The sequence below is a fragment of the Gemmata algarum genome (genome assembly GCF_034097035.1).
GTDB lineage: Bacteria > Planctomycetota > Planctomycetia > Gemmatales > Gemmataceae > Gemmata > Gemmata algarum.
This window is the reverse complement of record NZ_JAXBLV010000077.1, coordinates 14,699-29,483: the sequence shown is the minus strand read 5'-3', so window position 1 is coordinate 29,483 and position 14,785 is coordinate 14,699. Positions and strand designations below refer to the sequence as shown.

The 14,785-nt window shown below is 67.7% G+C and carries 11 protein-coding genes; all 11 read right to left on the bottom strand.

Translation table 11 applies throughout. From position 1 onward, the window contains the following. Positions 1 to 22: 22 nt before the first annotated feature. The 11 genes from R5W23_RS07770 to R5W23_RS07720 all read right to left on the bottom strand — a co-directional run bounded on the left by R5W23_RS07770 (position 23) and on the right by R5W23_RS07720 (position 14,701). On the bottom strand, positions 23 to 964 hold the full coding sequence (locus R5W23_RS07770; protein WP_320685845.1) for a TIGR03009 domain-containing protein: 942 nt from the start codon (positions 962 to 964) through the stop codon (positions 23 to 25). 83 nt (positions 965 to 1,047) lie between these two features. Further along, positions 1,048 to 2,238 (bottom strand): VWA domain-containing protein, encoded by a 1,191-nt coding sequence (locus R5W23_RS07765; protein WP_320685844.1) that lies wholly within the window; start codon positions 2,236 to 2,238, stop codon positions 1,048 to 1,050. A 150-nt stretch (positions 2,239 to 2,388) separates the two neighbouring features. Further along, positions 2,389 to 4,812 (bottom strand): DUF5682 family protein, encoded by a 2,424-nt coding sequence (locus tag R5W23_RS07760; protein WP_320685843.1) that lies wholly within the window; start codon positions 4,810 to 4,812, stop codon positions 2,389 to 2,391. Between the two features lie 110 nt (positions 4,813 to 4,922). Then, complete coding sequence (locus tag R5W23_RS07755; RefSeq protein WP_320685842.1) at positions 4,923 to 5,321, bottom strand: GxxExxY protein; 399 nt, start codon at positions 5,319 to 5,321, stop codon at positions 4,923 to 4,925. Positions 5,322 to 5,396: 75 nt separating this feature from the next. Next, positions 5,397 to 6,590: an AAA family ATPase gene (locus R5W23_RS07750; RefSeq protein WP_320685841.1), complete on the bottom strand. Its 1,194-nt coding sequence runs from the start codon at positions 6,588 to 6,590 to the stop codon at positions 5,397 to 5,399. 21 nt (positions 6,591 to 6,611) lie between these two features. Next, the gene (locus tag R5W23_RS07745; protein WP_320685840.1) at positions 6,612 to 7,733 is read right to left on the bottom strand and encodes a hypothetical protein; all 1,122 of its coding nucleotides are present in this window, start codon (positions 7,731 to 7,733) and stop codon (positions 6,612 to 6,614) included. A 2-nt stretch (positions 7,734 to 7,735) separates the two neighbouring features. After that, on the bottom strand, positions 7,736 to 8,080 hold the full coding sequence (locus tag R5W23_RS07740; RefSeq protein WP_320685839.1) for a hypothetical protein: 345 nt from the start codon (positions 8,078 to 8,080) through the stop codon (positions 7,736 to 7,738). Between the two features lie 874 nt (positions 8,081 to 8,954). After that, the gene (locus R5W23_RS07735; protein WP_320685838.1) at positions 8,955 to 10,133 is read right to left on the bottom strand and encodes an ABC exporter membrane fusion protein; all 1,179 of its coding nucleotides are present in this window, start codon (positions 10,131 to 10,133) and stop codon (positions 8,955 to 8,957) included. A 1-nt stretch (position 10,134) separates the two neighbouring features. After that, a complete protein-coding gene (locus R5W23_RS07730; RefSeq protein ID WP_261188212.1) occupies positions 10,135 to 10,512 on the bottom strand; it encodes a DUF3307 domain-containing protein in 378 nt (125 codons plus the stop codon). Between the two features lie 48 nt (positions 10,513 to 10,560). After that, positions 10,561 to 11,856 carry an L-lactate MFS transporter gene (locus R5W23_RS07725; RefSeq protein ID WP_320685837.1) on the bottom strand — a complete coding sequence of 432 codons (1,296 nt, stop codon included), beginning with the start codon at positions 11,854 to 11,856 and terminating at the stop codon, positions 10,561 to 10,563. A gap of 121 nt (positions 11,857 to 11,977) precedes the next feature. Further along, a complete protein-coding gene (locus R5W23_RS07720; protein ID WP_320685836.1) occupies positions 11,978 to 14,701 on the bottom strand; it encodes an RIFT barrel domain-containing protein in 2,724 nt (907 codons plus the stop codon). Between the last annotated feature and the right edge of the window lie 84 nt (positions 14,702 to 14,785).

Genomic DNA, 14,785 nt, shown 5'->3' with positions numbered 1-14,785 from the left:
TCGGACCGCGGCACTAGACCCACTACGGTTTCGGCGTCTCCGGCTCGCTCGCGCTCCCGTCGGCTTTTCGGAACGTCCACCCCTTCTCTTTGATCTCGACGTACTGGAAGTGTTTCGACTCCACGCCCGGAAGGTCCACCTGGGGGTTCGTGAACGTCCACACTTCCGTGTCGTCGTTCGGCTTGAGCACATACACCTGGGCCGGCAGGTAGGCGACCTTTGCGGTAGCCGGTCCCGTGCCGTACAGGGCCAATCGTAGGTGCTTGAACTCGTGCTGGTCCTTGCCGAGCCGCGGTTTGATGTCCAGGTAGATGTAGTTCTCTTCGGTCTTGTACACGGAGATGTCGAATCGCTCTTGCAGCTCACTCGCCTTGACGCGCGTCAAGAACTGTAACGGAGGGCGCTGGAAGAGATGAGCCGGTCCGTACAGGCGTGCCAGCCATCGACGAACGGGGTTGTCATCCGGAACCGTGACCGCTGCCCGATCAGCAGGGGGGCGTTTGAACTCGGTCACCGTTTTCGCGATTCCGTTGTAATAATACACCGCCGTCTCGTTGCAAATATACGCCTCGTAGTCGGTGCCAGTTTTGTCCGCGGCATTATTGAGGCGCAGAACGGCACAGTTGGGCTTCATGCACAGCACCTGACCGCTGTAGGCGGTGGACTTCTGGCTCACGTTGTCGGTGCGGGTGAGCCCGACCTCGGCCCGGATGTTCGTCCGTGCGACCGTCTTCTCTTCCCACGCCTTCAGGTGTTCCGCGACCAGCGGGGCAACGGGCTCCGCGGGCTTTTCGGCCGTTTTGGGCTTCGCCGGCTCTTCCACCTGGGTCGCTGGCGGGCTGACGGGGTCACTGATGACCACCGGCGCAGGTTGCGGGCACCGCGGAACGTACACAACCCGCCCGCGCCGCGGCGGGCACGCGGCGATGAGCGAAATGGCGAAGAGAATGGCGACTGAGCGCACGCGCACCTCCGATTCGGTACGGGCGCGCCTGGCGCGCCCGCGGCTGGCGTGCGGCTATACCTTCTGGTCCGACGCTGGGAAGATCAGCCGCGGATGATTTGTGCCATACACTCCGCGAGCTTCTCCGGCGTGCAGACCAGGATGTCCATCCCGGCCTTGCGGCACTTCCCGGCGGTGTCCTTGTTGTACGACGGTCGGGCGTCGTACCCGAGCGCGCCCAGGCCGATCATGCGCACCCCGCCGTCGGCCATCAGCCGCGTTTGCGCGACCAGATCGGCCTCCGGTCGGCCCTCGTAGAAGTCCGTGATGAGGACGACGATGGTGCGCTGCGGCTGGCGCACCAGCTCGTTCGCGTACATCAGCCCCTTCGTGATGTCGGTGCCGCCGCCGAGCTGGATCGAGAGCAGCACGTCCACCGGCTGCCCCACCTGGTCCGACAGGTCCACCACCTCGGTGTCGAACAGCACCAGCGAGGTCTTCACGGCCGGCAGTTCGGCGAAGATGCTCGCCATCACCGCGGAGAAGATCGCGCTCTCGAGCATCGAGCCGGACTGGTCCACCACCACGATCACGTGCCACGGCTTCTTCTTCCGCTCGGCGGCGTAGAAGTACACCTGATCGACCAGCAGTTTGCCCTTCTCCGCGCTGTAGTTCTTGAGGTTCCGGCGCAGCGTGGTCTTGAGGTCCAGGTTGCGGAACACCTTCCGCGGCGAGTGCCGGTCCCGGCGGATCGCCCCGGTGATCGCCTGCTCGACCTGGACCTGCATCTTCCGCTTCAGCTCCTCGACCACCTGGTCGATGATCTTGCGCGCCAGCACGCGGGTCTTCTCGTTCAGCAGCCCCTGGTGGGTGAGCAGGGTTTTCACCAGCTCCATGTTCGGCTCGATCTTCTCCAGCAGCTCGGGCTTCTCCATCAGCTCCGCGATCCCGCGGCGCTTCACCAGCTCCTTCTGCATCACCTCCCGGGACTGGTTCGGGAACAGCTCGTTGACCGCGTCCACCCAGTCCGGGACGGTGAGCTGCGGGCCGCCGCTGCCGCCGGCGCGGGACGCCGAACGCCCGCGTCCGCCCCGGCCGCCGCGCCCGCCACCGTTCCCCTCACCGCCGGGCTCGAACAGGAACCCGACCAGCTCCTCCACCCGCTCGGCGTCGCCGTCGCCCCCGCAGTTGATGCCGTGCTGCTCGGCGGTCTTGCCGAGCACCAAGCGCCAGCGCGCGAGCGTGTGCGGATCGGCCGGTGCAGTACCGGCGTCGCTATCGTTACCGGTTGTCACGTTCGCGCTCCCAATGGTCGCACTCGAAAGGCCGATTTTCACCGCAGAGGGCACGAGAGGGAGCAGAGAAAGACGAGAAACGGCGTGATGGAAACCGAGCCTTCTTTCTCTCTGCGCCCTCTCGTGCCCTCTGCGGTGAAAACCTCTTCATCACAACGGCCAGTTCCGCAATGTCGCGGCCACCGCGGCATCGAGCCGGGCCACCAGTGCTGTCGCGCCCAAGCTCCCGGTGACGGCACGCAGGTCGGTCGAGCCGTCGAGCCCGTAGTGCCGCGCGACGGTCGCCGCGAGCGCGTCCTTCTGCGGGTTCGACAGCCGCTCGATCGCCGCCCGGAGCCGCGGGAGCATCACCAGGAACGGGTCCCATTCCGCGGCCTTCAAGAGGTCGTCGATCGCGGTCACCAGCGCGTCGGCGCCGAGCATCAGCGACGTGCGCGACACCGCCAGCATCCCGTCGAGCAGGTCGCCCGCCGTGACCATCACCTCCGTGGACGCCCGCGCCAGGTTCGACACCTCGGCGGCGAGCACGCCCGGCGCAATCACCCGGATCTCGCACAGCAGCCCCAGGAACGCCCCGCGCAGGAAGGGGACCGTCGATTGCGCGGCGGCGTTCTGCGCCGCCTGTGCGAACAGGGTGCGGTCGTACCGCACGCCGTCGCGCAGGACCGCCTCGGCCAATCCGATGAGGCCGTCCACGACGCCCTGCTGCTCCTCTTCCGGGACGTTGGCGGCGTTGGGCAGCGCGAAGCACGCGCGGTCGAAGCAGCGGTTCAGTAGTTCCGCGATCACGTCGCGCCGCAGCCCGCGGAACGCGGCGTACTGTTCCAGCCGCCCGAGGTACTGGAGCGCGGTCGCCTGCGACGCGAACGACGGGTCCGTATCGACCGCCGGCCCGCACGCGTCCTCGGCGGCGGACACGAGGTCCGGCATGTCCATGTCGACCGCTTCGAGCAGCCGCGCGCAGGTCTGGCCGGCGCTGCTCCCGGCCTCGGCGAGCGCCTCCCGGAGCCGGTTCAGCGCCGCCGACTCGACCGTGTCGCCGTACAGGTTCTGCTCGATCAGCGCGGGCTCGGTGCGCGGGTCCCACTTAAGGTGCCACTCCTCGCGGAACAGCGTTCCGGAGAAGTCCCCGCCGGTGCCGGACCGCGCGGCGAACGGCACCTTCAGGTACGACACCCGGTGCAGGAACGCGGACCGCCGCGCCGCGAGCGGGTCGCGCTTGTCGAGCTTCGCCGACATCTTCTTTTCTTTGCCAAGCACCTCGCCGAGTTCGAGGTCGGCGATCTGCGCGTGGAAGTCGTTCACGATCGGCAGCCGGCCGATCTTCGACGTGACCTTACCAATCTTGTTGCCGATCCCGGCCTGGTCCATCGCGTCGCGGAGCTTCCGGCCCTCTTCGTTCGGGTTGCCCTTGCAGCAGCACGTGACGAGCGCGTCGGAGATGTCGTCGAGCGTCGGGTGCGCGCGGCCCCGCAGCCGCGCGAGCATCCCGGCGTGGTGCGTGACCGAGATCGCGTCGGCGGTGGAGAGCGGGTCGCCGCCCTTGCGCATCGTGCGCAGCACGGCGATGGCGTGCTCCATCGCGATGTCGCTCGCGCGCCCGGCGGCGGTGAGGTCGTAGCACGTCTGGTAGAACTGCGGCGCCCGGTTCCCGGCCCCGTACCCCGACAGCTCCGAGATGCGGAAGTACGAGTACGGCACGACCGTGGTGTAAACGGTCCCCTCCGGACACGGCGGCGGGGGCGTGCTGTCGCTGCGGTCCAAAAACAGGTGGAAGCCCCCGCAGACGACCATCGCGTCCGCGGGCTTCAGCTTTCGCGCCGCGAGCGTGTCGGCGATCACTTTCAAGAAGTGCCGCTCGCGCTCGACGGTGCCTTCGGCGTGCTCGGCGGCGTGGTCCGCGGTCGCGCGGGCGGCGGCGCAGAACGTCGCCAGCTCGCGGCGGAACGCCTCGTAATCGGTCCCCTCGGGGTTCTCGAACAGCGTGTCCCAGGCCTCGTTCCAGCTCTTGAACCCCGCCGCCTCGGCCAACTGCTTGTAGAACCCGCTCGACGTGATGAGCCGGTCCTCGTCGGGCGCGACGCTGGGCGCCTCGAGCGGCGGCTGCTGGCCCTGCGGCTCCGGCACGTGGCGCTCGACGCGGGCGTAGTGCGGCAGGTCGATGAACACCACGTCCGCTTTAACGGTCGCCGCCGTCTTCATCGCCACGTACTCGGGCGAGTACGGCGTGAGCGGGTACCAGACCGCGAACCGGGCCGGGATGTCGGCCGCCGGGCTGACGTGGCCGTTCAGCCCCAGCACGTTGTCGTCGTCGCGGTACGAGGAGTAGATCGCGACCGGCGGCGCGGTCGCCGGGTCCGTCACGAAGGGGATGAGGTCGTTGGCCTCGAACGGCCCCTCAATGAAAATTACCTTCGGCCTGCGCGCGGTAATCGCGCTCTGAACGTGGCGCGCGGTGGTGGGCGAGTGGTGCCGCACCGGGAACCAGTACAGCGGGTCCGCGAGCACGGCATCGACGCGCCGGGCGATCTCGGCGGGGTCCAGCCCGGCGTCCGTCAAAGTGGCAGAAGACATAAGAGTGTTCACCGCAGAGGGCGCGGAGGGCGCAGAGAGAAGACTTTGAGAGAGTTAAAGGCAGCGTCTGTCTTGTGCCCCCTCTGCGCGGTTCAGGTTGGAAGCTGGGCTCAGTGGGACGATTCCGGGAACTCGCGAACGATGCGTTTGATGCCGTCTACCATTTTCGTCACGTTGAAGTTCATCAGCAGCCCGAGGTGCAAACCGGTGAGGCGCAAGTACGTGTTCACCTGAGCCTCGTGAATCCGCTCCAGTTTCTCGACGGCTTTCAATTCCACGATCACCAACTCGTTGACGCACAAGTCGAGACGGAAACCGCAATCGACAGTCACGCCACGGTACTGTACCGGGAGCACGCGTTGGCGCTCGACCGCGAACCCGCGATCGATCAGTTCGAATTCCAGGCAGGCTTCGTAAGCGGTCTCGAGTAACCCGGGACCGAGTTCACGGTGAACCGCGATCGCGGCGCCGATAACCGCTTCCGAAATGGCATTCAGTTTCTCTCGCATGGCCTCTCCTGCCGTACTCTCAGTCTTCTCTCTGCGCCCTCTCGTGCCCTCTGCGGTGAACTCTGTCTTCCCCTCCTACAACTGCTCCACGAGCGCGTCGTGGAACTCCTTCCAGGCCTTCTCTTTCGCGCCCCGCTTCTTCGCGACCACGGTCGCGTACTCCTTCAGCGCGTTCTTGTCCTCCTGGTCCTCCTTCACCACCGCGCCGATCATGTTGCGGGCGATGTCCGCCGGCCCCACCTCGCCGGCGCCGAAGAACCGCGCGTGCAGCGCCGCGTCCAGCGCCACCCCGATCGCCTCGGCGGTGGAGAGGGTGGTGCTCGGCTTCTTGATGCTCACCCCGTCGCTGCTCTTGCCGTTGCGGATCTCGCGGAACACCGTCGCCAGCAGTTCGATCACCGGCGGGCTGAGTTTCGCCGGCAGGTTGTACCGCTCCAATAGCTCCGCCGACCGCTGCTGGACGATCTTCACCTCGGTCTTCTGGTCGCCCACGATCGGGATGTGGACGTAGTTGAACCGGCGCTTCAGCGCGGCCGAGAGCTCGTTCACGCCCTGGTCGCGGGTGTTGGCCGTGGCGATGATGTTGAACCCCGGCTTCGCGAACACCATCGCGTTGTCGGGCAGCTCGGGGACCGCGACCGCCTTGTCCGACAGCATCGACACGAGCGCGTCCTGAACGTCCGGCACGACGCGGCTCAGCTCCTCGAAGCGGAAGAGCGCCCCGGCCCGCATCGCGATCACCGCGGGCGACGGGACCATGTTCTGCGGGCTGTACCCGTGCGCGATCAGTTGCGCGATGTTCCACGAGTACTTGATCTGCTCCTCGGTCGTCCCCGCGGTGCCCTGGATGGTGAGCAGCGACGTGCCACAAATGGCCGCGGCGAGGTGCTCGGACAGCCAGCTCTTCCCGGTGCCCGGCTCGCCGACCAGCAGGAGCGCCCGCTCGGACGCGAGCGTCACGATCGACCGCTCCACGACCCCGTCGTCGCCGAAGAACTTGCGCGTGATCGGCACCTCGACCGCTTTACCGCTGATGGTGGCTTTGAGCGGCTTGGGCGTGCCGACGATGTACGCCAGCACCGCCCGCGGCGACAGCTTCCAGTTGGCCGGCGGGGTGTCGGCGTCGTTCTGGCGCAGCGCCTCGAGCTGGTCCGCGTACCGCCGCTCGGCGGGCTCGCGGAGCACGGTGTCGGGCGTCACGGTCGGCGCCGGCCCTGCGCCCGTCGCGGGGGCGGGGGTCGGGGTGGCGGGGGCGGGTTTCTTGGCCATGTTGAGCGCAGAAGGTTCGGGTTACGAGGTAAAGTTCATCGCCTTGAGCAGCGCGGCCTTGTTCACGTTCTCCTTGGAGATCGTGATGTAGTCCGGGCCGCCGGCGAACGTGGTCAGGGGCTGGAGCACGAGCCGGCACCGCTCGTAGTGCATCACGCCGAACAGCGGCGGGTTCGGCGCCTTCGCCTTGCGCAATTCTTCGAACGCGCCCCGCAGCGCCTTGCCTTCCGGGTTCGCGCCGACGACCGCATGGAGCTTAAGCCGGCCGGATGTCAGTTCGTACACGGTCTGGCCCGGTTCGTCGCCGTCCCCGGGCTTGCCGATGTCGTAGTCGCGGATCACGACCTCTTCTTGCAGCTCGGTGTCCAGGTCGAGCGGCCCGGCCACGTGCTTCGCGAGGCGCTCCGCCGCGGCCGGCGCGGACCACTGGAGGTAGCGGTCCCACTGCGCGAACGGCTTGCCCACCGTGACCGTGCTCTGGTCCGTCAGCGACAGCTTCCAGCCGCCGACCTCGTCGCCCGACACGGTCGCGTTCGTGACGTTGAGGCTGGTGCGTTCGAGGAACAGGAACGGCGAGAACTTCTGCTTCTGCGGCAGGTGGAGGAACCCCTCCGGCGGGATGTCCTGGTCCTTCTTCAGGGGGAACACCGTGGACCAGCTCACCTTCTGCCCCGCTTTGATCGGGCCGGCGTCCGCGACCGCCCGCAGCCGGAACTCGAACATCGCGAACGTGCCTTCGGCGACCTTCTTCACGACCCCGAGGTTCACCACCTCGACGGCGGGCAGCGGTTGCGACGGCGGCGCCCAGGTGAGGCGGTCGTACTCCTTCTCGTCGCTCGTGTCGAGCGCGTGAATCATCCCGCGGCTGAGCAGCCACGCGCGGTTCAGGAAGAACGTGAACCGGCGGCGCGAGAACGTTTTCTCCTGGCGCGTGAACCGGCCGAGTTCGTCGGTGGCGACGCGGAGCGTGCCGCCGAGCCGCAGGAGCCGCATCCGGGCGGCCTCTTGCATCGCTCCGGCGAGCGTCTGCCGGGTCGCATCGGAGGCGGTGGTGAGCCCGCCGAGAAGCAACTCTTCGACCGCGATCGACAGTTGGTCGAGCGTGGCGCGGAGCTTCGGGCGGTCGGCGGCGGGCGGTAGCACGGCTAGGCGTCCTCTTCGGGTGCGTCTTCGTCGCCGAACTCGGGTGCCGGCGGCGCGAGAACGCCGCGGGCCACTTCGAGCGTCAGCATCCGGTCGAACAGCCGGAACGTCGTGACCGCTCGCATGAGCGCTCGGGCCGCGGACCGCTCGCCGGCTTGCACGGCATCGACGAGCGTCGTCAGCTTCTCCGCAAGGTGTTCGGCGCCGGCGGTGCGGAACTCGTCGCGAAGAGAGGTGAGGCGCGCGAGGTCGGCCGAACCCGCGGCCCGCACCCCGCGCACCACGAGGTCGTCCATCGCGGCGTGCAGCCGGTCAAGGGCGTCGCGGAGTTCGGCGATTTCGTCCATCGGTCCGGCCTTTTGTTCGATTGCCGGCGGTCACACGAGCCCACCGGCGGCACTGAACGCTAACCCCGTCCGCCCCGCCACTCGCACGCAAGGTTTCTCAAAGCCACATGTTGCGCCAACGTGCTCGGCATCGGCGGCGCCCGCACGAGCCTTACGTAACTACCGGTCGAGCCGTTGCGGGGCTGATGCCGTGAGTCACTTTTCTGCCGCTTCTCGGCTAGCTTTATGCCACTTATATGCCACTTCCCGTCTACTTCCTAACCCAGCAGGTTACCAAGTGGCTCGGGCGGCTGACGGGAACGACAGAGCTAAAAGAATCACCGATCCGGCGCCTGATACGTGAACCCACCTGCGGTGTCGCTGTCTTGACGAGCCGCGACCGCCCGGGAGCGGTGACACGTACCCCACTCCCGGGCGGTCGCGGCTCGTTAAGACAGCGGCCGTAGCACCGGGTACGTGTATGAGGGCTCACGCCGGTTCGTTATGTCTGGTTTCGTGTCACGGAACCATCCTTCCTGTGTCGTTCCCCACACCGAACCTGTGTGGCGGAGATAAACGGCTGATGGCACGCACCGGCTTCGGAGCGCGGGCCAAAAGGCCCGCCTGATTCACGGTCGCGCCCGTTGTGCCTGTTTCTTGTGTCACAGACGTTCCGGCCTGTACAGCGCGAGAAGGCCGCACAGACCGGACTGTCTGTGACACAAAGATAGCGGCTGAAACAGACGTAAATGGCCAGAATATGAATGAAGTTTCGGGCGCCGGTTGTAACGGCGTGATCGCAAAGCACCCCGATCCGCGTTGGTCGAGCGGGCCAGAGGCCCGCGCTCCAGAAACGCTCCGCGTTGGTCACGCAAGAGGCCGGGGGCAGGGGCGGTTACCGCGCCGGGGGAGCGAACGCGACCGTCACCTGGAGCCCCACGAACCGCCCGGCGTCCGCGCTGCTCGCGGCGTCGAGGTGAACGACCACCTCCACCACGCGCCGGTCGGCGTCCTCGCGCGGCCCCATCGCGAACACCTGGTTGCGGGCGATCATGCGCGTGACATCGGCCTCCGATCGAACCGCACCCGCCAGCGGCTTCGGGAGCGCCGGGTTGCTCACCTCGGCGGACACCGGCCCGCCGCGGACCCAGCCCGCGAGCCGCGCCACGTCGCTCTCGTACACCTCGGCCACCGCGGTCATTTTGGTCAGGTCGGCGAGCTGCAAAATCGGTTCGGTGCCGGTCGGCATCCCTTCGCGCCCGCTCACCTTCAACACGACCCCGGATACGGGCGCCTTGATGACCGTGAGTTCGGCGAGTTGCTCCGCGAGTTGCACCTTCTCCGCCGACGACTTGATCGGGGCGCGGGCGAGCGCCTCGTCCAGCTCCGCCTTCGCTGCCGCGATGCGGGCCTGCGCGGCCTTCTCGGTTTCCTCGTAGGTGGTCTGCGTCTTGTCGCGCGTCGCGCGCGTCGCGGACAACTCCGCATCGGCCTGGGCTTTGAGCAGTTCGACGCGCTCCAGGTCTTCCGGGGCGGTTTTCAAGCTCCGGAGCCGACCGACTTGCTTCGCGGCGGTCTGCGATTGAAGCTCTACGGCCTTCAGCTTCGCGTCCAGCGCGGCCAGATCGCTGACCTTGTTCGCCTTCGCCTGGTTCAGTTCGGCCTCGGCGGCGGCGATCTTCTTCTCGCCCGCTCGTTTCGCGGCGGCGTGGGCCGCGGTCGCCTCGTCGAGTTGTGTTTTCGCGACCTGCACTTCCTGCAACCGGTCCCGGCGGCTCGCGAGTTCGGCGATCGGCGCGCGCGCATTCAGCGGTTGGCCGACCGCGATCGGGTACAGCTTCGCGATCCGGTCGCCCGGCGGGCCGTAAACGGGGACCACGCCGCCTTCGGGCTGGAGCCGGCCGAGCGCGGTCACGCGGTCCGTGCTGGCGGGACCGCCCGGCCCGTCCGACGACGAAGCCGGTTGGCGCGTGCGGCCGGAAAGGAAGTACCCGCCGGCGGTTCCGGCCGCGAGCGCTACCAACCCGATCAGGAGCGTTGTGACCGCGCGCCCGCCCCGGCGTGAGGACCGCATGTTACGCCCCGACCGGCTTGACGACTTCGGCCGCGACCAGCGCCCACCACACGATCTTGCAGGTGATGTGAATCGCCTGGTCCGCGTGGAGCGAGTACCACTTCGCGCACTTGCCGTAGTCGGTGACCCAGTGGATCGCGGTTTCGGCGACGGCCACCGCGGCGACCACGTTCCAGTCGAACCCCATCCACCGGAACACGACCCCGACCCCGACCCCGTGCAGCATCGCGTGCGAGGTGAGCCAGTAGTACCACGGCACGTACGCCGCGACCTGGTGCGTGCTCTGGCGGCACTTGCACGAGGCCATAGTGTCGTTCTGCAACGAGTAGTCCATGAGCGCGTGCGACGCGATCAGGAAGAACAGCAGCGCGAACAACATATACGTTGGCCCCGGCGGGTGCCCAATTGTAGCACGTTACCCAGGTTCTCAGGCCGCGGGCGCGACCGAAACCGGCTTACGGATTATGCGGCTAACCAGTACAGCCGCTACCAGCAGCCCGCCCGACAGGTAGAACGCCCCGTCCCAGCGGTCGGTGGCGTCCTTGATCGCGCTGGCGAGCTGCGGCACGAAGAACGCGATGCCCCACCCCGTGAACACCAGCCCGTAATTCAGGCCCAGGTTCTTCGGGCCGTAGTAATCGGCCGTGACCGCCGGCAGCACCGCGAGGGTGCCGCCGTACTGCCACGCCATCACCCCGATCACCACGAACAGGAACGCGACGTTCTTCTCCCCAATCACCCACGGGGTTGCGAGCAGGCACACCGCGGACACGATCCCGTTGAGCGCGTACGCGTTCAGCCGCCCGACCCGGTCCGAGTACTGCCCGGTTCCGACGCGCCCGAGGGCGTTCACCGCGCCGATGAAGGTGACGAGCACCCACCCGTTCCGTGCGAAGTAGCTCCCCTTTTCGGCCGCGTCGTTGAGGAACGACTTCGCGTTGGCGATCACCAGCAGCCCGGACTGCGCGGAGCCCACGAACAGGAAGACCAGCAGGTAAAACTGCCACGTCGCGAGCATTTGCGTCGCGCCGAAATCGCGCGCGGGCGGTGCTCCGGTGGCCGGTGCCCCCGCCTGCGCCGCCGCTCCGGGCGCCGGCGCCGCGTACCCGATCGGCGGCGGGGTGAGCAACTGCCCGGCGACGACCACCACGACCGCGAACAGCACGCCCAACCCCACGAAGCTCCCGGTGAGGCCGTAGGTCTCGATGAGGTAGTCCGCGAGCGGCGAGATGTACACCGCGGCGGCGCCGTACCCCGCCACCACCAGCCCGACGATCAGCCCGCGTCGGCTGCTGTGGAACCACTTCACCGCGGCGGGCGTGGCCGCGGCGTACCCCAGCCCCATCCCGATGCCGCCGAGCACCCCGAACCCGAGCACCAGCCCCTCGAAGCTCTTCAGCACGCCGGCGACGACACACCCGAGCGCGAGGAACAGCCCGCCGAGCGTGGCGCCGAGCTTCGCGCCGTACCGGTCCTGGAGGCGCCCGCCGGGGATCATGAACAGCGCGAACGTCACCCCGCACACCGCGTAGGCCAGGTTCCCCTCGGAGTTGGAGAGGTACGTCCACCCGGCGTTGGTGCCGGTCATGGGCTGCCCGTACAGCGTCTTGTCTTTCGGCACGAGCGCGGCCTTCCACACGCTCCAGCCGTAGAGGATGCCGAGGCACAGGTTGACGGCCGTACCGGCGGCCGTCACCGCCCACGCCCGCGCCGGAACCGACATGCGAAACGCCCCCGGGAGAAAGAAGTCGAGTCGCCAAGAAGACCGGAGCGGGGTGAAGAAAGCAAGCAAAAGATTACGAACCGAGCGGGCGCGCGGCGATTCCGCACCGCGCCGGCCGCACTCAGCGCAGCGCGAGCCACGCGACCAGTGCCAGCACGCTCACCGCCCCGGCCGCGGCCCCGGCGACCACGAGCAACTTCGCGCGCTTCTTGGCGATCGTCTTTTGCGGCACGAACGCTTCCGGCGTACCGAACTCGCGCACGTCCTCTTTGGGGGGCGGGGCGGCTTCGTCGGGGTGCTTCTGGAAGTGCGCGTGCATCTGCCCGAACGTGAGCAGCAGCACGACGGGCCGCGCCAGCGTGCGCGACTCGAACGCCGTCAGGCGCGAAACCGAGTCGTGGAAGAAGAACTCGGACCGCTCCAGGAACCGCGCCTTCTCGGGGCCGGTCGCGTGCTTCGCGGCGAACTTGAACACCTCGCTCTTGCGCACGTCCTGCGCCGCCCACGTCTCGTTCGGGTACTCCAGAATCTCGGGCCGCGACAGCGTCGGCACCTCGTGGTCCGCCATCCATCGGGCGTAGTGGAGCAGGCTCGCGCGGGCGTAGGCGTACATCCGGTCGAGTTCGCCCCGACCTGCCTTGTAATCCAGGTACTTGCCGAGCGAGTACAGGAAGATCGTGTAGAACCAGCGATTCTCCACGTCCAACAGGTTGCGGCGCGCGATGTCGTCGTTGGGGTGAACGCACCGCCGGACCAGTTGTTCGGCCTTCGCCAGGAACGCGGGATCGCCGCTCAACCGGTGCCCGTCGATGAGGGCCGCGAGCGAGTTGCCCGACCCGCGCCCGGGGCCGTGGTAGCTGTCGTCGCGGCTCTGGCTCGCGAGCCCCGTGTCCGCCCGCGACAGGAACCGGAACACGGTCTTGCGGCCGTCGTCCATGTCGATCACCCACCGCGCGAGCCCCAGCGCCGCTTCCCGCGACTGCGCGCGACCGGTGAGGAAGTAGTGCAGCATCAGGCCGGTGGTGTAGTTGTGCTCGTCGGCCGGGCCGCCGCCCCGCGCGTACAGCCCCTTCGACCGCCGCGCCTGCGGGCTGTTCGGGTCGAGCCCCGGCATGTGCGACATCTGGAGCAGCGCCCGCGGGTACGAGCGGTGCGTGCCGGTGTCGGCGTCGGCGTAGTGGTAGGTGTGCCAGAACAGCCCGCCGCTGTACGCGGACTTGTCCTGCGTGGTGTGGTAGATGTCGATGTCGATGACGTGCTGCGCCAGTTCCTCCATGTGGCGCAGCCAGTCGAGGCGCCCGCTGCGCAGGAACTGGTACGCGAACCCGGCGACCGGGTCGTACTGGTTGTTGTAATGCGACACGACGGGCCGCGCATCGGTGCCGTAAACGGCCTCGTGGTCGCCGTAGATGTCGCCGAAGTGCCGCCAGCCGTACTCGTCGATCTTCTCGCGCTTCGCGTCGAAGTTGTCCGGCCCCTCAACGGCCGAGTCCACGAGCTTCAGGTAATCGGCGTTCGGGTCGGCGGCCTTCGGCGTGAGGTACGGAACCGCGCCGCTCGCGCAGTACCACTCGGGAGAGGCGAACGCCCGCGCCGGCTGCCGGAACCATTCGAGCGCTTCCGGCGTGGCGTCCGGCCCGAACGCGACCGCGAACGTCCACGTCTTCTGCTCCCCGCCTTGAAGCTCCTGAACGCCGCCGAACTGATCCGGCAGCAGTTGGAGGTCGAGCACGCCGTTGGCAGCCTCGATCGCCATCGGGAAGTTCTGCCAAAACTGCGGGACCACAACCCCGACCGCATGTTCACCGCGCGACAGCGTGACGAGCGGCGTGGCGCGAAGTCCGGTGCGCTCCTGACCGCCGGCCTTCAGCCGGTAGCCGCGGAACCGTGTTGGCACTTCACGCGAGCGGTTAAGGTGGTTGGTGCTGCGCCAGTTCTCGCCGCCGCTCGAATCCTGATGCAACTCGAACGGCCACGAGAATCCATTGGTCGGTGACGTCAACCCATCGGTCAGTGATAACTCGTCGGTCAGTGATAACTCGTCGGCCGGCGCACCGACTTCGGGCGAGTAGCGGACCGTTGCGGTTCCGCCCCCGGCCGGTAGGTCAAACGTCAGCGACGCGCCCTTGATGTCGATCGATCCTGCATCGCCCAAATCCCACAGTCCGCCTTGATGGACCGCCCGGCGCGGGTTGCGGATCGTTAGCTCCACCCGCACGACAGACGCCCCGGCGAAGAAGTGGAGTCGCGCGTCGAACTCGGCGTAGGGCGTCTGGGGGGTGTAAGCGGTCGATAGGAACCCTTTCAGGTGGAAGCACGTCCGGAGTGGTCCCGCCTCTTCGATTTCCGTCGTAACGGTAACGGCCTGACACTCCAATCCGGCATCGTTGCCGACGCAGAAGAGCACACCGGACGGAGTTTGCGGAATTTCACCACTCGGATCGAGAGGGGTAAATGGGAACTGATATCCGACCTCGAACCGGGCCGATCCCGTGTTGACCTCGGAGGTCGCGATTGTGACCGGTTCGCGGCTGTGGGCGAAGGACCGCTCGTGTTTCCTGATGTTGACCTCCGGTCCTTCGATCGCGAGCGGTTCGCCCACGGTCACGCGGTACGGCGCCTTTCCGGCTTCGGCGATCCAGTCGAGCAGCACCCACCGCACCGAACCGTCGGGCCAGAAGTCGGTTGCGCGCGACTGGAGCCGGACGGCCGCCCCGGCGGCGTCGCGGAGTTGCAGCCGCGTGGCATCCGGAAGGGCGCCCTTCGGGAACGGGATACCGGTGGTCACCGGCCCGCGGCCCGCCGGCGGACAGACGACGTTCAAATCGACGGCGATCGGTTCCAAGGTGTTGCGCCCTTTCGAGATCCGGGGTGGGCTTTCCAGTGTGCTATGAAAGATGGTACAACACGCGCCCGTAATCCGGGTGGT

What these genes read in the sequence shown, in the direction of transcription:
- R5W23_RS07760 (WP_320685843.1), bottom strand. Translation starts at nt 4,812, where the DNA reads ATGTCTTCTGCCACTTTGACGGACGCCGGGCTGGACCCCGCCGAGATC.
- R5W23_RS07755 (WP_320685842.1), bottom strand. Translation starts at nt 5,321, where the DNA reads ATGCGAGAGAAACTGAATGCCATTTCGGAAGCGGTTATCGGCGCCGCG.
- R5W23_RS07750 (WP_320685841.1), bottom strand. Translation starts at nt 6,590, where the DNA reads ATGGCCAAGAAACCCGCCCCCGCCACCCCGACCCCCGCCCCCGCGACG.
- R5W23_RS07740 (WP_320685839.1), bottom strand. Translation starts at nt 8,080, where the DNA reads ATGGACGAAATCGCCGAACTCCGCGACGCCCTTGACCGGCTGCACGCC.
- R5W23_RS07735 (WP_320685838.1), bottom strand. Translation starts at nt 10,133, where the DNA reads ATGCGGTCCTCACGCCGGGGCGGGCGCGCGGTCACAACGCTCCTGATC.
- R5W23_RS07730 (WP_261188212.1), bottom strand. Translation starts at nt 10,512, where the DNA reads ATGTTGTTCGCGCTGCTGTTCTTCCTGATCGCGTCGCACGCGCTCATG.
- R5W23_RS07725 (WP_320685837.1), bottom strand. Translation starts at nt 11,856, where the DNA reads ATGTCGGTTCCGGCGCGGGCGTGGGCGGTGACGGCCGCCGGTACGGCC.